18 protein-coding genes are annotated in these 21400 nt (G+C 59.3%); 6 read left to right on the plus strand and 12 right to left on the minus strand.

Going from position 1 to position 21400, the window contains the following annotated elements:
* Positions 1-16 precede the first annotated feature (16 nt).
* Both ACZ5A6_RS06355 and rpiA read right to left on the minus strand, forming a co-directional pair.
* Positions 17-583, minus strand: coding sequence for a DUF2059 domain-containing protein (locus tag ACZ5A6_RS06355; protein WP_003515410.1), 567 nt, complete (start codon positions 581-583; stop codon positions 17-19).
* Positions 584-599: 16 nt separating this feature from the next.
* Positions 600-1295: a ribose-5-phosphate isomerase RpiA gene (gene rpiA / locus ACZ5A6_RS06360; protein ID WP_003515412.1), complete on the minus strand. Its 696-nt coding sequence runs from the start codon at positions 1293-1295 to the stop codon at positions 600-602.
* Between the two features lie 192 nt (positions 1296-1487).
* On the opposite strand from rpiA, the gene ACZ5A6_RS06365 reads away from it, so the two are divergent.
* Together ACZ5A6_RS06365 and ACZ5A6_RS06370 are read left to right on the plus strand one after the other, a co-directional pair.
* On the plus strand, positions 1488-2189 hold the full coding sequence (locus tag ACZ5A6_RS06365; protein ID WP_149910070.1) for an HAD family hydrolase: 702 nt from the start codon (positions 1488-1490) through the stop codon (positions 2187-2189).
* Positions 2190-2212: 23 nt separating this feature from the next.
* The gene (locus ACZ5A6_RS06370; RefSeq protein ID WP_174061363.1) at positions 2213-2785 is read left to right on the plus strand and encodes a hypothetical protein; all 573 of its coding nucleotides are present in this window, start codon (positions 2213-2215) and stop codon (positions 2783-2785) included.
* A 68-nt stretch (positions 2786-2853) separates the two neighbouring features.
* Here ACZ5A6_RS06370 and ACZ5A6_RS06375 read toward each other — a convergent pair whose 3' ends face one another.
* Positions 2854-4791: a L,D-transpeptidase family protein gene (locus ACZ5A6_RS06375; protein ID WP_081307184.1), complete on the minus strand. Its 1938-nt coding sequence runs from the start codon at positions 4789-4791 to the stop codon at positions 2854-2856.
* A gap of 408 nt (positions 4792-5199) precedes the next feature.
* Between ACZ5A6_RS06375 and fumC the strand changes: the two genes are divergently transcribed.
* Together fumC and ACZ5A6_RS06385 are read left to right on the plus strand one after the other, a co-directional pair.
* Entirely contained in the window at positions 5200-6591 is a 1392-nt protein-coding gene (gene fumC, locus ACZ5A6_RS06380) for a class II fumarate hydratase (protein ID WP_026330925.1), read from the plus strand.
* A gap of 208 nt (positions 6592-6799) precedes the next feature.
* Positions 6800-7732, plus strand: coding sequence for an alpha/beta hydrolase (locus tag ACZ5A6_RS06385; RefSeq protein WP_174061364.1), 933 nt, complete (start codon positions 6800-6802; stop codon positions 7730-7732).
* Between the two features lie 66 nt (positions 7733-7798).
* On the opposite strand, the gene ACZ5A6_RS06390 is transcribed toward ACZ5A6_RS06385, so the two are convergent.
* The 4 genes from ACZ5A6_RS06390 to ACZ5A6_RS06405 form a co-directional block, all read right to left on the minus strand.
* Positions 7799-9436, minus strand: coding sequence for a CTP synthase (locus ACZ5A6_RS06390; RefSeq protein ID WP_035198927.1), 1638 nt, complete (start codon positions 9434-9436; stop codon positions 7799-7801).
* A 150-nt stretch (positions 9437-9586) separates the two neighbouring features.
* Positions 9587-10045: a preprotein translocase subunit SecG gene (secG, locus tag ACZ5A6_RS06395; RefSeq protein WP_003515429.1), complete on the minus strand. Its 459-nt coding sequence runs from the start codon at positions 10043-10045 to the stop codon at positions 9587-9589.
* 115 nt (positions 10046-10160) lie between these two features.
* Positions 10161-10931, minus strand: coding sequence for a triose-phosphate isomerase (gene tpiA, locus ACZ5A6_RS06400; RefSeq protein ID WP_174061365.1), 771 nt, complete (start codon positions 10929-10931; stop codon positions 10161-10163).
* Positions 10932-11145: 214 nt separating this feature from the next.
* Positions 11146-12027, minus strand: a complete 882-nt coding sequence (locus ACZ5A6_RS06405) for a dienelactone hydrolase family protein (protein ID WP_174061366.1) — start codon at positions 12025-12027, stop codon at positions 11146-11148.
* Between the two features lie 209 nt (positions 12028-12236).
* Between ACZ5A6_RS06405 and parE the strand changes: the two genes are divergently transcribed.
* Positions 12237-14357: a DNA topoisomerase IV subunit B gene (gene parE / locus ACZ5A6_RS06410; protein WP_013636223.1), complete on the plus strand. Its 2121-nt coding sequence runs from the start codon at positions 12237-12239 to the stop codon at positions 14355-14357.
* Positions 14358-14400: 43 nt separating this feature from the next.
* On the opposite strand, the gene ACZ5A6_RS06415 is transcribed toward parE, so the two are convergent.
* The 3 genes from ACZ5A6_RS06415 to ACZ5A6_RS06425 are packed head-to-tail and all read right to left on the minus strand — an operon-like array spanning position 14401 to position 15726.
* Positions 14401-15012 carry an ATP-dependent Clp protease proteolytic subunit gene (locus ACZ5A6_RS06415; protein ID WP_013636224.1) on the minus strand — a complete coding sequence of 204 codons (612 nt, stop codon included), beginning with the start codon at positions 15010-15012 and terminating at the stop codon, positions 14401-14403.
* Between the two features lie 43 nt (positions 15013-15055).
* The gene (locus ACZ5A6_RS06420; protein WP_065658557.1) at positions 15056-15415 is read right to left on the minus strand and encodes an SRPBCC family protein; all 360 of its coding nucleotides are present in this window, start codon (positions 15413-15415) and stop codon (positions 15056-15058) included.
* Positions 15412-15726, minus strand: coding sequence for an ArsR/SmtB family transcription factor (locus ACZ5A6_RS06425; RefSeq protein WP_026330922.1), 315 nt, complete (start codon positions 15724-15726; stop codon positions 15412-15414). Before ACZ5A6_RS06425 ends, ACZ5A6_RS06420 begins: the two co-directional genes overlap by 4 nt.
* A gap of 166 nt (positions 15727-15892) precedes the next feature.
* Between ACZ5A6_RS06425 and ACZ5A6_RS06430 the strand changes: the two genes are divergently transcribed.
* Entirely contained in the window at positions 15893-17449 is a 1557-nt protein-coding gene (locus tag ACZ5A6_RS06430; RefSeq protein ID WP_112497517.1) for a phospholipase D family protein, read from the plus strand.
* A gap of 31 nt (positions 17450-17480) precedes the next feature.
* Here the strand turns inward: ACZ5A6_RS06430 and ACZ5A6_RS06435 are convergent, their stop codons facing one another.
* Both ACZ5A6_RS06435 and ACZ5A6_RS06440 read right to left on the minus strand, forming a co-directional pair.
* Entirely contained in the window at positions 17481-18314 is an 834-nt protein-coding gene (locus ACZ5A6_RS06435; protein ID WP_003515447.1) for a response regulator, read from the minus strand.
* 162 nt (positions 18315-18476) lie between these two features.
* Positions 18477-20990 carry a GcvT family protein gene (locus tag ACZ5A6_RS06440; protein WP_174061367.1) on the minus strand — a complete coding sequence of 838 codons (2514 nt, stop codon included), beginning with the start codon at positions 20988-20990 and terminating at the stop codon, positions 18477-18479.
* Between the last annotated feature and the right edge of the window lie 410 nt (positions 20991-21400).

Raw genomic sequence — 21400 nt, forward strand, 5'->3', positions numbered from 1 at the left:
GCTCTATCTATTTCACTCAGGGCTTGTGAGCCGGAGCGCCACCGGTGTTGCCCTGATCGGCCGGAAGCGGCTTCAGATCAGCGCCGGCCACCTTCTGCAATTCGGTCATGCTGGAGGTGTTCAGATCGCGGTTGATGCCCGCGGCCCAGATGTCGGCAGCCTTCATCAGTTCGCGCGTGGCGATAGGGCCGTCCTTCAGAAGCTTCTTGCCGGCTTCGCTGCTGTAGAAGGTTGAGATGGCGTTCAGCTCTTCGACGGAGAAGGCGCGCGCGTAGGTGAGTGCTGCCTCGCGTTCCAGATCGGCGCGGCGCGGCGCAAGCTCAAGTGCCTTGGCGTCTACAGTCGCGGTGATCACGTCCTGCACATTCGGCGATGCCTGAATGAGTTCGGCCTTCAGACGTTCCGCCAGACCCGGCAGGATATCATCGAAACGGTCAGTAACGCCAAGAGAGGCGATCGCCTGCCGTGCGGCGGCTATATGCGCTTCCGAAATTTCCTGAGCGCGTGCGGCAGTACCGAACACGATGCCGGAAATGAGGATCGAAGCAGCGGCAGCTTTGCCCAGTCCCGCTAGTTTGATCATGAAAATCTCGCTCCTGTTATACTGCCTGCATCACGCGGGCGCCTTCAGGACCCGCAATGATGGCAAGCGATGCCAAATTTATGAAAAGTCCGTGCTCGACAACACCGGGGATAGTGTTCAGCTCGCGTGCAAGCGCTTCTGCATCAGGAATACGGCCAAAAGATGCGTCGAGAATGAGGTGTCCACCATCCGTCATGAAGGCGCCGTCGCCCGACGAACGCATCGTCAGGTCGCCCGAGAGGCCGGACCGCGCCGCCAGTTTCTCGATGGCGATCTGTGTCGCCACCTGACCGAACGGATTGATTTCGATGGGAAGCGGAAAGGCGCCAAGCGTCTCCACAACCTTGCTCTGGTCGGCGATGACGATCATGCGGGCGGATGCCGCCGCCACGATCTTTTCGCGCAGAAGCGCACCGCCACCACCCTTGACGAGTCGCAGGCCGTGATCCACTTCGTCCGCACCATCGATGGTAAGGTCCAGTTCCGGCAACTCATCGAGAGATTTCAGCGGCACACCAAGCTCCACGCAAAGGCGCGCAGTACGCTCGGATGTCGGTACGCCTTCGACCTTCAGGCCTGCAGCAACCTTTTCCGCCAGAAGCCTGACGAATTCCTCAGCTGTAGAGCCCGTGCCGATACCAAGTCGCATCCCGTCTTGCACATGGGACAATGCGGCCTCGGCGGCCTTGATCTTCATCTGGCGGGCATCCATGTGCCTGAAACTCCGGTAGCTTTGTCGTCGCCGTGCTGTTTACACGGGTCGAAAGCCAAACGAAAGCATTTTTGCAGGCAACGAACAGAACGTTGTGGCGCGGTTGCAAAGACAAAGCCGTTTGCCTAGGCTTGGCCACAACGAACGCATCGATATCATCGCCAAAAGCATTCTCTCAAGAGGCCAGTTCCCGTGACATCCCGCCCGCTCTCCCCGCTCGCCATCTTCGACCTCGATGGTACGCTCGTCGACACCGCCGCCGATCTCGTTTCCAGCCTCAACCACACCATCGCCGCAGCCAGTCTTGCCCCCGTTACCTATGACGACCTGACGCATCTCGTCGGCCAGGGCGCGCGTGTGATGATCAAGCGGGCCTTCGCGTTGCGTCAGGTAGAATTGCCGGAAGCCGAACTGGAGCCGCTGTACGAGCGTTTCATTGACCATTATCGCGCAGAAATGCCCGGCGACAGCCGCCCCTACCCCGGCATCGTCAGCGTACTGGATGCGCTTTCGTCAGCTGGCATCACGCTCGCGGTCTGCACCAACAAGACCGAAATCCTTGCGATTCCACTGCTCGAAAAACTGGATCTCACCCGATATTTCGCCGCCATCACCTGTGGCGACACCTTCCCCTTCCGCAAGCCTGATGCGCGCCATATTCTCGGCACCATCGAAAAGGCTGGCGGCGACCCGCAGCGCTCGGTCATGGTGGGTGACAGCATCAACGACATTCTCGCCGCCAAAAATGCGGCCGTCCCATCGATCGGCGTCACCTTCGGTTATTCGGATGTGCCGATGGCCGAACTCGAACCAGATGTCGTGATAGATGATTTTGCAACGCTAACGCCAGATCTAGTGGGAAGGCTGCTGACAGAACGCAACGCCGCTGCATAAATCGGAACACTCTCAGGCTCGCCATGGTCGATCGCAATTTCCTTTTCCCTCGCACCGCCGTCGGCATTGTCGCCGTCGGCGATTCTGGCGAGGCCCTGCTTTTGAGGGCAATGCTGGAAAGCCTAGGCGCATCGGTAAGGCTTTATCTCCCCGGCACGCCGGAAGACATTCTGGTCTGCCTGAAACAGCCAGACAACCCGCCGCCCTACCTCATCATCAGCGGTCATGGCGATGAAAACGGCCTAGTCGTCGGCGAGTGCGACACGGAGATAACCCGAACAGAACTGAAAAACGGCAGCATGCACGCCGACATTCTCTCTGGTAACATCGACCTGCGGGACACAGTGGTGTTCAGCACCGCCTGCTGCACGGGTTCGCAGGATTTCGCCAAAGTATTCATTGAAGGTCGAGCACACGCCTACATAGCCTCACACGGCTATCCCGATGGTGCGGCAACGCCGCTTTTCGTTCATCTATTCTTTTACCAACTCCTCATCCGCAAATCATCGCTGGAAGATGCGCTGTTGAGCGCAAACATGCTCGACGGCGATGGCGAACTGGCATTCACGCTTTTTACGGCATCGTCGCTACGATAGTAACTGGCAGTCGCAGAAACAAAAAAAGCGCCGTTTCCGGCGCTTTCTTTTTCTCAATGAGATTTCTATCAAATCGACGCGGCCCGCGCCTTCGTCGTTACCGCAAACGCCTTCTGGACGTAGCTGTCACGGTCGTAGACGTCGTCGAAGAACTGCACCTTGCCGGCCTTGTCCGGCCAGGCAGTAAAATAGGCCACGTAGACCGGTATCTTCACCGGCACCTGCACGGCGCGGTTCTTGCCCGCTGCAATCTGCTCGTTGACCTTGTCGACGCTGGTGCCAAGCACCGCCGCCGCCATGCGGCGCGGGTCGACCAGACGGATACAGCCGTGGCTCAGCGCCCGCATGTCGCGGTTGAAGAAGCTCTTGGCAGGCGTATCATGCATGTAAATGGCATGCGCATTCGGGAACAGGATTTTCAGGTCGCCCAGTGCATTGTCGCTGCTTGGCGGCTGACGCACCGAAATGGCATTGGTCGAGCCGAACCAGTTGACGCTGGTGGAAGAAACCGCACGGCCACCCACCTGCACCTCATAACCCAGACGGTCGAGATAGGACGGATCGCGGCGCAGCTTCGGCAGCATCTCGTTGACGATGATCGACTGCGGAACACCCCAATAGGGGTTGAATTCGACGGTCTGGATTTCGTCCTGGAAGAAGTAGGTCTGGTTGGCCTTGGAGCCGACCACCACCTTCATGCCGAACTGTTCCTGTCCGTCATTGTGGTAATAGGCCATGAAGGCGGGCTGGTTGATCAAGACGTAGCGCTGGCCGAGATCGGCCGGCAGCCAGCGGATCTGCTCCATCGCCACCTGCACCTTGGCAATCCGGGCGTCGTTGCTTTCGCCGACCATGGCACGCACGGTCGCGCGGCCGATGACGCCGTCGGCCTTCAGGCCGTTTTCGCTCTGGAATGCCTTCACCAGATCAACGAGATCAGGCGTATAATCCGGCGTCTGCTGGTAGCCAGAAATGATCGCCGCATGTTCCGCCTTGAAGGCAGGCGAAGCGCGATGTTCGATTGCCTTGACGACGCTCGCCATGTCGCCGCTGCTGTTGCCGGGTTTCAGCACCAGATCGGCGGGGACCTTGACCGTGTTGGCCGCATCACCCTCGCTGCGCAACCGGGCCAGTTCGGCCTTCAGCGCCAGATATTCGGCGTTCGAAGGTTCACGGCTGCGCAGATAGGCTGCGATATCCGGGCTGAGGCCTGCAAGCTTCAGCACGGGCGCAAGGTTTACCGTCTTGCGCTTGAAATCGTGGTAACCGGACAGCCGGTTCGGATCGACACGGCCACGCGTCGTATCCTGCACATAGGCCAGGACCTTGGCGGAAAGCGCGAGCTCGAACTGCATCTGCGCGCGCTGATAGGCGTCGGAGGTCGATGCGGAAGCCACTTCCACCGGCGTGCCGGATGCGTTCGCGCCTGCGCTGATGCTGGCGGTCACGTCCTTTGCGGGTACTGAAATGCTGTAATCGGCCGGATCGAGGCCGCTTTCGCCAACAGTCTCCAAAAACGCCATGACGGCGTTCGCTCGGGCAGTCAGCTCGCCTTCCGAAACCCAGAGCGCCTTGCCGCCGGCACCGTAATAGGCTTCCAGAGCCTTGCCGATTTCGGGGGTGGCGCTGAACTTCACATTGGCAAGACCATCGCCGAAATTGGCGGTGTTCACAGCGCGTGCGGTATCGGCCTTGTAATCGTAATAACGTGGACCGGAAACACGCGGCAGAGGCTCGGGATCGGATGCATCGGCGCTCGGTCCGACCGTCGGCGGCGAGGTGACGATACCGGCTGGCGGCATTTCACCGCGATCGCGCGCAACCTTGCCAGGCCCGCCACGCAAAAGGTCCATCAGCGTTACCGCGCCGGCGCTGCCGGGAAGAGCGGTGGAAACGGAAAGACCGAGAGCCAGCACCAGCGCTGCCGATGTTTTTCCAGATGTGACTTGCAATTTGATCCTCGTAGCACCCAGCGCCGCCAACGAAGACGGAGCATCCAGTTTCATGCTTGTCTAGCCGATAGACGGCCCGTTGAAAAGAAAACGCCGAAGTCCAGAACGCACCCGAAATGAACCTCATATTACGGCCAAAACCATAAAAACGTAATTTCCAGAATTGGCGAGAATGGTTAAATTTCTATTTATTTCATTCACTTTGCCGTGGTTGACCAAGCCGTTCCAAGCCGGCGAAACCCCAGTTTTCCGGGCTTTTATCGACGTAGTAAAAATGACACGCCAAGGTCTTTTTCTTAACCGGGCAGGATGAGCGCCAAAATCGCCCTGTCCCAAGGGAAATATCTGCCAGGCATGCCTCGCAACGCTTTCATTGCCAGCGCGATGATTCTATATATCGGCGCGCGCAAGGCGGGCGAAGTGCCGTTTTGGCGGAGGAAAACGAGTAAAAAGGCAAGATTGATGACAGCCACACGGACGGAAACCGATACATTTGGACCCATTGAAGTTCAGGCCGATCGCTATTGGGGCGCGCAGGCGCAGCGCTCGCTCGGCAACTTCAAGATCGGCTGGGAAAAGCAGCCCGCCTCTGTCGTTCGCGCGCTCGGCATCGTCAAGCAGGCCGCCGCCCGTGCGAACATGGCGCTTGCAGGCCTAGACCCAAAGGTAGGCGACGCCATCATCGCAGCTGCACAGGAAGTCATCGACGGCAAGCTGACCGAGCATTTCCCGCTGGTCGTCTGGCAGACCGGCTCCGGCACGCAATCCAACATGAATGCCAATGAGGTGATTTCCAACCGCGCAATCGAGATGCTCGGCGGCGAAATGGGCACCAAGAAGCCGGTTCACCCCAACGACCACGTCAATATGAGCCAGTCCTCGAACGACACCTATCCGACGGCAATGCACATCGCCTGCGTGGAAGAGATCGTTCACCACCTGCTGCCGGCCCTCAAGCACCTGCACACGGCGCTGGAAGCCAAGGTCAAGCAGTTCGAAAAGATCATCAAGATCGGCCGCACCCACACGCAGGACGCCACGCCGCTGACGCTCGGCCAGGAGTTTTCCGGTTATGCCGCGCAGGTCGCCTCGGCGATTGCCAATATCGAACTCACCCTGCCCGCACTTTCCAAGCTTGCCCAGGGCGGCACGGCGGTCGGCACGGGCCTGAACGCCCCCGTCGGTTTCGCTGAAAAGGTTGCCGAAGAGATTTCCAAGATCACCGGCCTGCCGTTCGTGACGGCGCCGAACAAGTTCGAAGCGCTTGCCTCGCACGATTCCATGGTGTTCTCGCATGGCGCGATCAATGCCGCAGCAGCAGCCCTGTTCAAGATCGCCAACGACATCCGCTTCCTCGGCTCCGGCCCGCGCGCCGGTCTTGGCGAATTGTCGCTGCCGGAAAACGAACCCGGCTCATCGATCATGCCGGGCAAGGTCAACCCGACGCAGTCGGAAGCGCTGACGCAGGTTTGCGCCCACATCTTCGGCAACAATGCAGCGCTCTCCTTCGCAGGCTCGCAGGGGCACTTCGAACTGAACGTCTATAATCCGATGATGGCCTACAACTTCCTGCAGTCGGTCCAGCTTCTGGGCGATGCCGCCGTCTCCTTCACCGACAACTGCGTCGTCGGCATCGAAGCCCGCGAAGACAACATCAGGAAGGGCGTCGAGAACTCGCTGATGCTCGTCACGGCTCTCAACAGCAAGCTCGGCTACGACATCTGCGCCAAGATCGCCAAGACCGCGCACAAGAACGGCACGACACTGCGCGACGAGGCCGTCGGCGGCGGATACCTCACGAACGAGGAATTCGATCAGTATGTGCGCCCGGAAAACATGATCGGCCCGAAGTAAGCCGGTCGGGATTATCGCTGGAATAGAGAACGGGCCTTCGGGCCCGTTTTTTGTTTGTTCGATTGACGGATGAGCGATGAGACAGTGGTGTAGGGTCAAAGCATTGGGATGTCCCGGTACTGACCACTCTTGGTGTTTTTAAATCGTCCCCGTAAGCTGTTCTTCCGCAGAGAATGCCGAAACCAGATGCACGATTGAGGATGACATCATGATCTGCCGCCGCAGCCTGCTTCTTGGTGGTGCGTTCCTCGCCACGGCCATGAAAGTCCCAAGTCTGTTTGCACAAGGCGATCGGCAATGGATTTCGCTTTGGCCCGGCCCGCCTCCGGGAGGCGGTGGTCCGAACGGCGTCCCGAATATAAGCAAAAAAGGCGCTGTCACCAACATTGCCGTACCTAGCCTGGAGGTCTTCGCTCCCGCGAAGCCAAATGGTTCCGCAATGATCATCGCAGGTGGCGGTGGATATAAACGCATCGAGGAAGGCAAGGAGTCCTATCCCGCCGCAGGCTGGCTCGCGGCCAGAGGCATTTATGCTTTTGTCCTCACCTACCGTCTGCCGATCGAAGGATGGGCTGCTGGACCGCTGGCACCGCTTCAGGATGCGCAGCGCGCATTTCGTCTGGTGCGTGCACGCGCTTCGGACCGGCAGATCGATCCGCACAGGATCGGCGCACTTGGTTTTTCTGCCGGCGGGCACTTGATGGGGTTGGCCGCCGCCCGCTCGGCTTTTGCGTCTTACGAAGCAGTCGATGACATCGACAGGCAATCAGCCCGGCCGGATGTTGCGGCCCTGATCTATCCGGTCATCACGCTTGCAGCGCCCTATGAATATACATCGACCCGGAGGTCACTTATCGGCAGGCACCCGACAGACGAGGCAACACGAGAGTGGTCAGTGGAAAGCCATGTGAGCAAAGATTGCCCTCCGGTCTTCCTCACGCAGGCGGATGACGACCGGATTTCCAATCCCGCCAATAGCCGTATCATGCAGCAGGCGTGCGAGAAGGCGGATGTGGATGTCGAATTTCACCCAATCATTTCTGGCGGCCACGGCTTCGGCATGGGCAAGCCCGGAACCCCCACGCAAGAATGGCCTGGATGGTATGAGGCATGGCTGAGGAAGCACAACCTTCTGGCCTGACGCTTTCTGTGCGCACCCCAATAAAAAAGGGCCGCAAAAGCGGCCCTCTTCATCTCATTCAAACCGTCAAACCAGCCGGCTCTGCTCCACCGCCGCTTCGACGAAGCTGGCAAACAGCGGATGCGGATCGAGCGGGCGGCTCTTGAGTTCCGGGTGGTATTGCACACCGATGAACCAGGGATGGTCAGGATATTCCACCGTTTCCGGCAGGACGCCATCAGGAGACATGCCCGAGAAGACGAGGCCGCATTCTTCCAGCCGGTCCTTGTAGTCCACATTCACTTCGTAGCGGTGGCGGTGGCGCTCGGAAATATCCGTGGAACCGTAGATTTCGGCGATCTTCGTGTCTTTCTTCAGCGCTGCCTTGTAAGCGCCGAGACGCATGGTGCCGCCTAGATCGCCCTTGGTGGAGCGCTTCTCCAGCTCGTTGCCCTTTACCCACTCGGTCATCAGGCCAACGACGGGCTCAGCCGTCGGACCGAATTCGGTGGAGGAGGCATTCTCGATGCCGGCCAGATGACGCGCCGCTTCCACGACTGCCATCTGCATGCCAAAGCAGATCCCGAAATAGGGCACGTTGCGCTCACGGGCGAACTGCGCCGCCATGATCTTGCCTTCCGAACCGCGCTCGCCGAAACCGCCCGGCACCAGAATGCCGTTGACCTTTTCGAGATAGGGCGTCGGATCTTCCTTTTCGAAGACTTCCGACTCGATCCACTCCAGCTTGACCTTGACGCGGTTGGCAAAACCACCGTGATGCAGCGCCTCGATCAGCGACTTGTAGGCGTCCTTGAGGCCGGTATATTTGCCGACGATCGCAATCGTTACCTCGCCTTCCGGCGTGCGGATACGGTTGCAGACCTCTTCCCACTGTTCCAGACGCGGCTTCGGCGCCGGTTCGATACCAAAAGCGGCCAGCACTTCCGAATCGAGACCTTCATTGTGGTAGGCGATCGGAACGTCATAGATGTTGGCAACATCCAGCGCCTGAATGACGGCGGAAGGACGCACGTTGCAGAACAGCGAAAGCTTGCGGCGTTCCGCTTCCGGGATTTCCCGGTCGGCGCGGACCAGCAGAATGTCGGGATGAATGCCAAGCGCCTGCAGTTCCTTCACGGAATGCTGGGTCGGCTTGGTCTTCAATTCGCCGGCTGCCGGAATGTAAGGCATCAGCGTCAGGTGAACATAGATTGCGGTGCCGCGCGGCAGGTCGTTGCCGAGCTGGCGGATCGCCTCCATGAACGGCATCGCCTCGATATCACCCACTGTGCCGCCGATTTCGCAGATGACGAAGTCGTACTCGTCATTACCTTCGGTCACGAAATCCTTGATCTCGTTGGTGACATGCGGAATGACCTGAACGGTCGCGCCGAGATAGTCGCCGCGGCGTTCCTTGTCGATGATGTTCTTGTAGATGCGGCCAGTGGTGATGTTGTCGGTCTTGGTCGCCGAACGCCCCGTAAAGCGTTCATAGTGGCCAAGGTCGAGGTCCGTCTCGGCACCGTCGTCCGTCACAAACACTTCACCGTGCTGTGTCGGGCTCATCGTGCCGGGATCGACGTTCAAATAGGGGTCAAGTTTGCGAAGCCGCACCCGATAACCACGGGATTGCAGCAATGCTCCGAGTGCCGCAGCTGCGATGCCCTTACCGAGAGAGGAGACCACGCCGCCTGTGATGAATACATATCGCGCCATGGGATTCACCGGATACCTTTTTACCTCTGATTCCGCCAGCCCAAATTTCATGCTGTTGCAAATTCGCTGTTGACGAATTGGCAATGGGATGTGGCGAAATGCGAACAAAAGAAAACCGGCAGGCTTTTGGCCTGCCGGAGCGTTAAATCATAACCGGGCTTATTGACCGGTCGGAACTGCGTTCGGATCGGCGGGCTTGGCCGGCGCCGGAGCGGCTTCACCAGCAGTGGCCGGCGCAGGCGCGGTCTGCGCAGGTGCTGCAGCGCCGCTGTTGGTCGGAACGCCATTCTCAGCCGGAGCCGGCGTTGCCGGCGTCTGTGCCGGGCCGAGCGTGTCGAGAATGCCGTTGCCCTGACCCTGCGTGGCCGGAATACGGTTCAGAATATCCGTCGGGCGCGATTCGTACCGGGTCAGAAGACCAAGTCCGAGCGACGTCACGAAGAACAGCGCGGCAAGGATACCCGTCGTGCGGGTCAGCGCATTGGCCGTTCCGCGCGCGGACATGAAGCCCGAACCCCCGCCGATGCCGAGGCCGCCGCCTTCGGAACGCTGGATCAGAACCACGCCGACGAGCGCCAGCACGATCATGAGGTGAATAACAATCAAAACGGTCTGCATGACAATCCATTCCATGCCCCGCGCGGAGCACTACAAAGAAGGTTTCGCGGCTCTTTACATGAGGCGAAGGCTTATTCCAAGCCCCTTTCCCGCCACTGTGGTAGGAAAGCGTGTCTCAAGCCGCCAGTTGCTCGTATGCCGCATAGATGGAAAGGAAGTCGGAGGCTTTCAAGCTCGCGCCGCCGATCAGTGCGCCGTCGACATTCTCGACACCCATCAGTTCCAGCGCATTGGCAGGCTTCACCGAGCCGCCGTAGAGAATCCGCATGGTCTTGCCTTCATCACCAAAGCGCTTGACCAGCTCGTCGCGCATGAAGGCATGGGCCTCGCGCACATCCTGCGTGGTCGGCGTCAGACCCGTGCCGATCGCCCAGACCGGCTCATAAGCGATGACGGTGTTTTCGGCGGTTGCCTCGTCCGGAAGCGATCCGGCGAGCTGGCGCTTGAGGATATCGAGCGTCTGGCCCGCCTTGCGCTCATCCGCCGTCTCGCCAATGCAGACGATGGCAATAAGATCGGCCTGGTGGGCGGCAACGGCCTTGGCACGGACCAGATGATCCGTCTCGGCATGGTCGGTGCGACGCTCGGAGTGGCCGACGATGACATGGGTGCCGAAGCAATCGGCAATCATCTCGGCGGAAATGTCACCCGTATGCGCGCCGGAAACATTCTGGTGGCAATCCTGTCCGCCAATCATCAGCGGGCTGTCGTCGCAAAGCGCGGTTGCCACATAAAGAAGCGTCGATGGCGGGCAGATCAGCGCATCCACCTTTTCGGAAAGCGCGCCCTTGACGCCCTCTGCCATGGCCTTGATCTGATCGAGCGACGAACGGGTGCCGTTCATCTTCCAGTTTCCGGCTACAAGCGGTCGAACATTCGGCGTCATGCGTATCCCATTCCCTTTGTCTCGGAGAGCCGCTTGCGCGAACACCCCATACCTCAGCCGCCAGGCGGCCCCTAATCGCGACAGAAACCCTGCCGGAAATCCCGGAATATTTCCTTAAACGCAGCTGATGACAATTGGTACAAAAAAGCAGTCATAAGCTTCAAAACGTCGGTCAATTTGCCGAAATTCGCGCCTGTCGAACCAAAACTGGACCTCATCGGCTCAAAATCCAGTTCAAAACCGCCCGCCAGTCGGTCATGCGCACCGGCGTTCCATGCGTGCCTGTCTCAAAAAGCGTGAAGCGCGCCGGCTCTCCCGCCTTCAGCAAGGTGCGAAAGATGGTCGCCTGGCTGTCGGCGGAATAGACCTTGTCGGCGCTGCCATGGGTGAACCACACCGGCTTTTTGGCTTTCGCAAAGGCGCTCTTCGGAAAATCGGGATCGACCGCGCCGCCAAGGATCGCCATGCCCTTGAGATTGCCGATCGTCGCCTTGTCGCGGCTGATGCCGTAGCAGATGAAGCTGCCCATGGAGGCGCAGGCCAACACCACCGGCTTGCCGCCGGATTTGCTAGCAGCATAGGCGATCAGCGCGGAAACGTCGGCAACCCCATTGGCATCGAAGGATCGTACGCTCGGCACATAATAGGTGCCGCCATTGGCGACAGCCAGATTTTTCAGCCGGTTGAAATTGCCACCGAACGTATAGTCGTTCATGCCAAGCCGCCGGTCGCCGCCGCGCCCGTGAATGAAGATCACGGTGAAGGCCTGCCCGGATGATGGCCCGACGCGGCCCACCTCAAGCGCCCTGCCCTCAACCGCCACGGATTCCATCGCCTGCGCTGTCTTGGGCGCCATATCCACATATTGCCGCTTCACCCGGCGTTCCGGTACCTCGTCGCGGCCATTGATATCGCGCATCTCCTGATAATCGATCACCTCAGATGCGCCGCCATCGGCCGTGGAAAGCACTGTCTGGCTGGAAAACAGCTCGTCCTTGAACGGCCGCAGCGGCCCGTCCGCCGCCCCGGCACCGCCCGGCATCGCCGCAACAGTCAGGCAGAAAAGAGTACAAAACGTGAAATGAGCTGTGGACATGACTTGGTTAACCGTTCATTCGTGGCTGCGAGACTTGCCATTGCCAGGGCGGCAGCGCAATCCTCCTGTTGCGAAACCCTGACATAGTCGTGGCATAGGGTGCGCCGCGTTAGGCCACACGCCCTGCACGTTTGGCGCTATACTTGCCCCTATTGGCATACTGATTCGCTTGGCGAAATTCTGACGACACGCTTTTTTGAACCTTGGACATGATGGACGATAGCAACGATCTCTTCTCCGGTCTTCCGGTGGCACCAAACAGCGAAACGGAAAAGAACGAGGACACGGCAAAACCCGTGAAGGCCCCGGTGTCCGCAGCCGCGAACGTGAACGTGCAGCCGAAACCAGCAGCCGTTGCGGCCGTCACGACGCCCCCACCCCCAGCGCCCGTGTCCCCCTCCGGTGACGACTACGGTGCCTCGTCGATCCGCGTGCTCGAAGGGCTGGAACCGGTGCGCATGCGACCCGGTATGTATATTGGCGGCACCGACGAGAAGGCGCTGCACCACCTCTTTGCCGAAGTCATCGACAACTCCATGGACGAGGCCGTCGCAGGCCACGCCAATTTCATCGAGGTCCATCTCGATACCGAGGGTTTCCTGACCGTCACCGATAACGGACGCGGCATTCCCGTGGAAAACCATCCGCAGGTTCCGGGCAAGTCGACGCTCGAAGTCATCATGACCAAGCTGCATGCCGGCGGCAAGTTCGATGGCAAGGCCTATGAAACCTCCGGCGGCCTGCACGGCGTCGGCGTTTCCGTGGTCAATGCGCTGTCCGATCTTCTGGAAGTGGAAGTCGCCCGTAACCGCAAGCTTTACCGCCAGCGCTTTTCGCGCGGCGCGCCCATCGGCGGTCTCGAAGAACTGGGTGACGTGCACAACCGTCGTGGCACCCGCGTGCGTTTCCATCCGGACCCGCAGATCTTTGGCGATCACGCAAAATTCGAACCGGCCCGTATTTTCCGCATGGCCCGCTCCAAGGCTTATCTCTTCGGCGGCGTCGAGATCCGCTGGAGCTGCGATCCCGGCATGGTGCCCGCCGGTGGCGAAATCCCCGAAAAGGCCGTGTTCCATTTCCCCGGTGGTCTGAAGGACTATCTGGCCGCCACGCTCGGCAAGGAATTCACTGTCACCCGCGAGATTTTCTCCGGCCGCACCGAAAAGACCGGTGGCCACGGCGCGCTGGAATGGGCTGTGACCTGGTATGGCGGCGACACGCAGATCCATTCCTATTGCAACACCATCCCGACGCCTGAAGGCGGTACGCATGAGGCCGGTTTCCGCATCGCACTCACCAAGGGCCTGAAGAACTATGCGGAGCTGACCCAGAACAAGCGAGCCAGGGAAATCACCACCGATGACGTGATGATCTCGGCAGCGGGCATGCTCTCCGTCTTCATCCGCGAGCCGGAATTCGTCGGCCAGACCAAGGACAAGCTCGCGACCGTCGAGGCCCAGCGCATCGTCGAAAACGCGCTACGCGACCCCTTCGACCATTATCTCACCGGCAATCCGGGCGAAGCGGCGAAGCTGCTGGACTGGGTGATCGAGCGCGCCGAAGAACGCCTGCGCCGCCGCAAGGAAAAGGAAGTCAACCGCAAGACCGCGGTGCGCAAGCTGCGCCTGCCCGGCAAGCTGGCGGACTGCTCGCAGAACACGGCTGAGAATGCCGAGCTTTTCATCGTCGAGGGTGACTCGGCTGGCGGCTCGGCCAAGCAGGCGCGCAACCGCGCCAATCAGGCCATCCTGCCGCTGCGCGGCAAGATCCTCAACGTCGGCAGCGCAAGCCGTGAAAAACTCTCCGCCAACCAGCAGATCGCCGATCTCATCCAGGCGCTGGGCTGCGGCACGCGCACCAAGTACCGCGAAGAGGATTTGCGTTACGAACGCATCATCATCATGACAGATGCCGACGTCGATGGTGCTCATATCGCCTCACTGCTCATCACCTTCTTCTATCAGGAAATGCCGGAACTCATTCGTGGCAACCACCTCTATCTCGCGGTGCCGCCGCTCTACGTCATCCGTCAGGGTGCCAAGAGCGCCTATGCCCGTGACGACGCCCACCGCGCCGAATTGATGGAAACCGTCTTCAAGGGCAAGAAGGTCGAAATCGGCCGCTTCAAAGGCCTTGGCGAAATGATGGCGGCCCAGTTGAAGGAAACCACCATGGATCCCGAAAAGCGCACCCTGCTGCGCGTCGAGATCGACGACGTGGATTTCGAAGGCACCCGCGAGGCGGTCGACAATCTGATGGGCACCAAGGCGGATGCCCGCTTCCGCTTCATTCAGGAACGCGCTGCCTTCGCGGATAATCTGGATATCTGATCAACCGTCCCGGCCAGCCATGCGCCAACCGGGACGATTTGAGTCATGCCGCCGCCACATCTTCGCGAACGTCCAGAACGCGGTCGATCAAACCCCATTCCAGTGCCTCTTCCACCGTCATGAAACGGTCGCGATCCATTGCCGCTTCAAACTCGTCATAGCTGCGTTTGCAATGCTCGGCATAAAGCCGCGTCATTCGGTGCTTTGTCTGCCTGATTTCTTCAGCATGGATGAGCATATCCGACGCCTGCCCCTGAAACCCGCCGGACGGCTGGTGAATGAGGATGCTGGCGTTGGGCAATGCCGCCCGCGCGCCCGGTTCGCCCGCCATAAGCAGGAACGAGCCCATCGAACGGGCGGTCCCCATGCACAGAGTATGAACCGGCGCGCGGATGTAGCGCATGGTGTCATACATTGCGAGACCGCTGGTCACGACGCCGCCTGGAGAATTGATGTAGAGATGGATCGGCTTCTTCGGGTTTTCCGCCTCCAGAAACAGCAGTTGCGCGCAGACAAGCGCAGAAACAGCGTCGTTGACCTCACCGTTGAGAAAGATGATCCTTTCCCGCAACAGCCGGGAATAGATGTCGAAAGACCTTTCTCCCCTTGCGGATTGTTCAACTACCATAGGGACGAGTTGCATCGCTTCGCGCATCGGCGAACTCCTGTCGTTTGAAAATGTAAGGAAATGTGGTGGATCAGGCGGCGAGCTTGATGGGCGAACGGTTGTGGTTTGCGGCGGCCTTTGTCATCCGACCAGAACCGGTGATGGGCAACTCATGAATGACCCGCAGGCTGGTGCCGCCGCTCGCGTTGGGTGCAATACTGAAGGTGACGGTGCTTTCCAGAAATGGCGGAACGTCATCCCGCATCCTGTAACAGACCTCCTTCCCCGGGGTGATCCTAATCGCCTCGGGTTCAGCTAAAGCCTCCTTCGGCAACCAGTGTTCACGGAAGGCCGGAATGCTGATCGCACGCCAGACTTTTTGCGGCGGCTCATCGAGATCATATTCCAGCTCGATACCGGGTTTCGGTGCTGCGGGCAGTTCCCTGTTCATTGATCCATATCCTTCAGCAAGAGCTTCAGTGCTTCTACGCGCTGCGGCCAGTAGGCGCGGTATTTGCCAAGCCATGTCGCAATCCGTGTCAGCCCATCCGGATCGACCTCGTAATTGACGAAACGACCCTGCCGCCGTTCGACGACCAGCCCCGCCCCCCGCAGCACGGCAAGATGCTGCGACATGGCCGGCTGGCTGATATCGATACCCTCACGCAAGGCGGAAGCGTTCTGGGCACCATCCGCGAGCTTCTCGAAAATAGCGCGGCGTGTCGGATCGGCCAGCGCCCGGAAAATATCATTCTCTGTCATGACAACAGATAAGCATAGACTTATGTGATTCACAAGTCTCGCCTCCTGCATTCGCTTCGCAAGGCACGCTTTTTCGCTCCCGCACCCTCTTCTGCCGTGAACGCTTTATGTGCTCGCGCGTTTTCACCCGGCCTGATAATCTTCAGGCCGGGAGTGATCAAAACAAGTGACTGCATTTACGGTCTTTATCGCCATGGTGCTGCTGGTCGTCGGACCAGCCCTGTTTGTTGTCATCAGCAAGCAGCGGGAAAAGGCCATTCCCAAACGCCCCTCAACTGCCCTGCCCGTTGCCGAGGATGCGACCGGGCTCGACCGCCACTGGCAGTCGATAAGGAACGGCTGGAACGAGAAAAACGCGCTCTGCCTGCTGCATTCCAATCTGGATGCCTTTGCAGTGCGTATGGCGGCCGCGCGGGCGGCTGGGCGCAGCCTTGATCTGATGTATTACATGTGGAATGCCGACCTGACCGGTCGGCTGATGATGCGCGAGGTCATTGCCGCGGCAGATCGCGGCGTGCGCGTGAGGCTGCTTCTGGACGATCTCGGCGTCTCGATGTCCGACCGCATCTTCCACGCCATCGACAGCCATCCCAATATCGAGCTGCGGCTGTTCAACCCAACCAGGGCGCGGGAAAACATCCTGTATCGAAGCCTGGAACTGGTCCTCCGGTTCCGAAGCGTCAACCGGCGCATGCACAACAAGGCGTGGATTGCCGATGGACGCGCCGCGATCGTTGGCGGCCGTAATATTGGCGATGCCTATTTCGATGCCGCCGAACGGGCCAATTTCCACGATTTCGACATTCTCGGTTTCGGCAGGATCGTTGCGGATGCCACCGAAATCTTCGACGACTACTGGAACAGCGCCGTTTCCGTTCCCGTGCGCTCGCTTCTGGCGCGCAGGCCGAGCAAGCTTGCCAGGTTAAGGCGCGAGCTTGCTGCGCTGCCGAAAAGCGAGGCTGCCAAACCCTATCTCGAGCGCGTCGAAAACCAATATGGCAGCGGTCATTTCCTGATGTCGGACCGCCTGCACTGGGTCGATGAAGCCGACGTGCTTGCCGACCCGCCGGAAAAAGCAGCGGGAAAACGCCGCAACGGCCACAACTTCCTGATGGAGAGCCTGCTGCCGCTGATGCAGGAGGCAAATGACAGCCTGCACATCACCTCCCCTTATTTCATTCCCGGCAAACAGGGCTTGGACATTTTTGCAAACCTTGCCGAGCGCGGCGTCTCGGTTGCAATCCTCACCAACTCGCTGGCTGCAACAGATGTTGCCGCCGTTCACGCCGGTTACGCACGGTATCGAAAGCCGCTTCTGCTGGGCGGGGTGCGACTGCATGAACTGCGTGCACAGGCGGACCAGCCAAGCTTTACGCTTCGCGGTTCAGGACAGGCGAGCCTCCACACCAAGGCGTTCTCCCGCGACGGCAAGACCGGCTATATCGGCTCGCTCAATTTCGATCCACGCTCCGCGTCTCTCAACACGGAAATGGGCGTCGTTTTCACCTCAGCCCCGCTGGTTGCGCGCATGGACGAGATATTCAGCGAAGAGATCCGCCGCTCGATGAGCTTCGAGCTGGATATAGACAACGGCAATCGCATCGTCTGGATGACCGAAGAACACGGCCAGCCGAAGACATACCGACGCGAACCGGACGCTGCCATCAGCCGCCGGATCGTCGCGGGCATCATGCGTTTCCTGCCGCTCGAGTCTCAGCTTTGACTTATCGCGGCTTTGACAACGAAAAGTCCGGTCAGGCCGCCGGTCTCACGCCAGCCTTGGCCAGCTGTATCTGCACCAGCGTGTCGAGGTTCTGGTTGACGCGGCAATAAAATTCCTCGTCGATGAAGGGCCGCAGCATGAAATCGTTGCCACCCGCCTTCAGGAACCGCGCCGACAAAAGCCGGTTGGTGGAAGAGGAAACGCCGATGATGCGCAACTCGTGCGAACCGCGTACGGTGCGGATGCGCCGTGTCAGTTCGAAACCGTCTATATCGGGCATATTGTAGTCGGTCACCACCAGCCCGATATCGGGATTGGCCTTCAGGATTTCGAGCGCCTTCGCACCGCTATCGGCAAGGCTGACGCGGAAATTATAACGCTTGAGGCGGCTGGAAAGCAGCGCCCGCGCCGTTGGGCTGTCATCCACGATCAGCACATGGTGGCGGTGGTTGGTGAGGAACCGACAGATGGATTCCGTCAGCATGTCCACGGCAAAGATATTGTCTTTCAGAATGTAGTCGACCACATTCTTGGCGATCAGCGTTTCGCGGGTCGCCTCATGGAACGTGCTGGTGAAAACGATGGTCGGGATCGAAAGATCGATCAGATATTCCAGCGCCTCGCCATTTTCCGCCCCCGGAAGATTGATATTGGAAATCGCAAGCGTCACGGGTTCGGCCGAGTGTTCGTAGCACGCCTGCAACTCCTCGAAGTTGCGGCACACCTCCACGGAAACGCCCAGCAATTCCTTCAGGCGCATGCTCACCATCTGGGTGAACACATTGGTATCTTCCGCAAGCAAAATGCGGCAATTGGTAAATGGCACACCCGAATATTGCATGCCCGTAATGCCCAGAAAATTCATTTTGTCCCAGTCCCCCGTCGTCTTTCACGGGAAATTAGCAGGCGTATTTTTCAGAATGATTAATAACACTTTTGCCCGAAAACAGTCGGCATACATGCTTACCCAAAAGAAAACACGGCCCCCGAGGGAGGGCCGTGTTTCGAATGCTTCCAGGAAAATCCCTCAGGCGCGCAGCAGCGCGTTTTCCGTATCGAAGGGGCTTTCTTCCACCACCTCGGCGTCATAAAGCGTGCCAAGAATGCGGATTTTCAGCTTTGTGCCAATCGTGGCATATTCGGGTTTCAGCATGGCAAGGGCAATCGATTTTCCGATACGCCAGCCAAAGCCGCCGCTCGTCACACGGCCGGCAAGTGCGCCATCTGCATCGAAGATAGCTTCAGAACCACGGGCATCGACATCCGTATTGCCCGAAACGGTCAGCGTCGAGAATACCGATTTCAAGCCGGCTTCCTTGTATGCCACCAGCGCGTCGCGGCCGATGAAGTTTTTCTCCGGACGCAGGAAACGGTCGAGACCGGATTCATAGGCGTTATATTCGACCGAAAGCTCGCGGCCCATGTTGCGATACGACTTTTCAAGCGACATCGACACCATCGCACGAATACCGAATGGCTTGATGCCAAATTCGGCGCCCGCTTCCATCAGCCGGTCGAAGATGTAGTTCTGCATTTCGATAGGATGGTGCAACTCCCAGCCCAGTTCACCGACGAAGTTGACGCGCAGCGCATGCGCCGTCGCCACACCCACGGAGATCTGCTTCGCCGTCAGCCACGGGAAATCCTTGTTCTCGAGGCTGGTACGGGTCAGCTTCTTCAGGAGATCGCGCGACTTCGGACCGGCAAGCACCAGCACGCCGTATTTCTGGGTGATGGGCTGCAGCACGACGGAACCGTCGGTGGGCGCAAGGCGCTGGAGCACATCATGATCGTGCGCTTCAAGACCACCGGCGGACACCAGATAGAACCGGCCCGGCGCCCATTCATAGACGGTGAACTCCACCTTCACGCCGCCATTTGGAGTCAGAAGGTGCGTCAGCGCAATACGGCCGCGCTTCTTCGGCACGATATTGGCGAGAATGCTGTCCAGCCAGGCGCGCGCGCCGGGACCTGAGACTTCCATCTTGGCGAAGGCCGACATGTCAAGCACGCCGACATTCTGGGTGACGTTCTTCACCTCGTTGCCGACATGTTCGAAATAGTTCGAGCGGCGGAACGACCACTTCTCGACGATACGGCCATCATCCAGTGGCGGCGCATAGTTGTGGCTGGTGATGACATCCGCACCGACGCCGAGGTCCTCTTCGCGTAGCGCATAACCTTCCGGCGCATACCAGTTGGCACGCTCCCAGCCGTAAACGGAACCGAACACACCGCCGAGCTTCTTCAGACGGTCGTAAACCGGCGTCGTCTTCAGCGGACGGGCAGCGGAACGTTCTTCATCAGGGTAATGCATGGTGAAGACGTTGGCATAGGCTTCCTCATTCTTGGCAATGAGGTAACCTTCCGTTGCGTGAGGGCCGAAGCGGCGCGGATCGACACCCATCAGATCAAGTGTAGGCTCACCATCGACGATCCATTCGGCAAGCTGCCAGCCAGCACCACCAGCAGCGGTGATGCCGAACGAGTGGCCTTCATTCAGCCAGAAATTCTTCAGGCCCGGTGCCGGACCGACGATCGGGTTGCCATCAGGCGTATAGGCGATAGCGCCGTTATAGACCTTCTTGATACCGACTTCACCGAAAGCCGGAACGCGCACCATCGCCGTTTCGATATGCGGCATAAGGCGGTCGAGTTCCTCCTGGAACAGCTCATATTCGCTATCGTCAGAGGGACCGTCGACATAACAGACCGGAGCGCCGACTTCGTAGGGGCCGAGGATCAGACCGCCGGCCTCCTCGCGCATGTACCAGGCCGAATCCGATTCACGCAGAACGCCCATTTCCGGCAGACCCTGACGGCGGCGCTCCAGAATGGCCGGGTGCGGCTCGGTGACAATATATTGGTGCTCAACCGGGATGACCGGAATATTGATGCCGACCATCTCGCCGGTCTTGCGGGCAAAGGAGCCGGTGCAGGAGACGATATGTTCGGCGATGATCTCGCCCTTATCCGTCGTCACCTTCCAGTGACCGTCTTCCAGCTGCTCGATGGCGGTGACGGTGGTGTTGCGATAGATGGTGGCGCCACGGTCTCGCGCGCCCTTCGCCAGCGCCTGCGTCAGGTCGGCGGGCTGGATATAACCATCATCGGGGTGCTGGATGGCGCCCAGCAGGCCGTCCGTCTCGCAAAGCGGCCAGATTTCCTTAACCTGCTCCGGCGTCAGCATGTTGACCCGCACACCGATGGTCTCGGCAATGCCGGCATAATACATATATTCGTCCCAGCGATCCTTGGTGCGGGCGAGACGAATGTTCGAGACCTTGGAGAAACCGACATTCATGCCGGTCTCTTCCTGAAGCTCCTCGTAGAACTTCACCGAATATTTGTGGATCTGGCCGACCGAGTAGCTCATGTTGAACAGCGGCAAAAGACCGGCTGCGTGCCAGGTGGAACCGGAGGTCAGTTCCTTGCGCTCGATAAGGACGCTGTCGCTCCAGCCCTTCTTGGCAAGATGATAAAGCGTCGAAACGCCGACGACGCCGCCACCGATCACCACCGCCCGTGCATGTGTCTTCATTTACAGAACCCCTAAAAAGCGCCGGCATTGCCTGTCGTGCTGCCAAATCGATGGGATGGAATATGAAGCGCCCGGCGGCCGTTCAGCCGCCTGATTGCGACATGGCCATAGGGTGCTGCGACAGGGGAGAAAATGCCGTCGCTGGAGGCGGGTTTCAAACCACCGTCGCCTTTTGAAGACGACGGTGGCGCACATATGGGAAAATACCAACCGGAACAGATCAAGTGTCAGCCAAGACGGATTGGAGCCTGAACCGCCGGATAAACCGTCTATCTGGTCTGAAGCTGCAATTGCATTCCCCGCACATCCGGGCCGTCCAAGTTTAACCCCTTTATAACGTCATTGCCGGGAACGATAATCGAGTTCTTGAGGACAGGACCGCCTGGCAGATTGTGTATCCCGCCGCCGCC

It is taken from the genome of Agrobacterium sp. 6Ca8 (assembly GCF_055382765.1).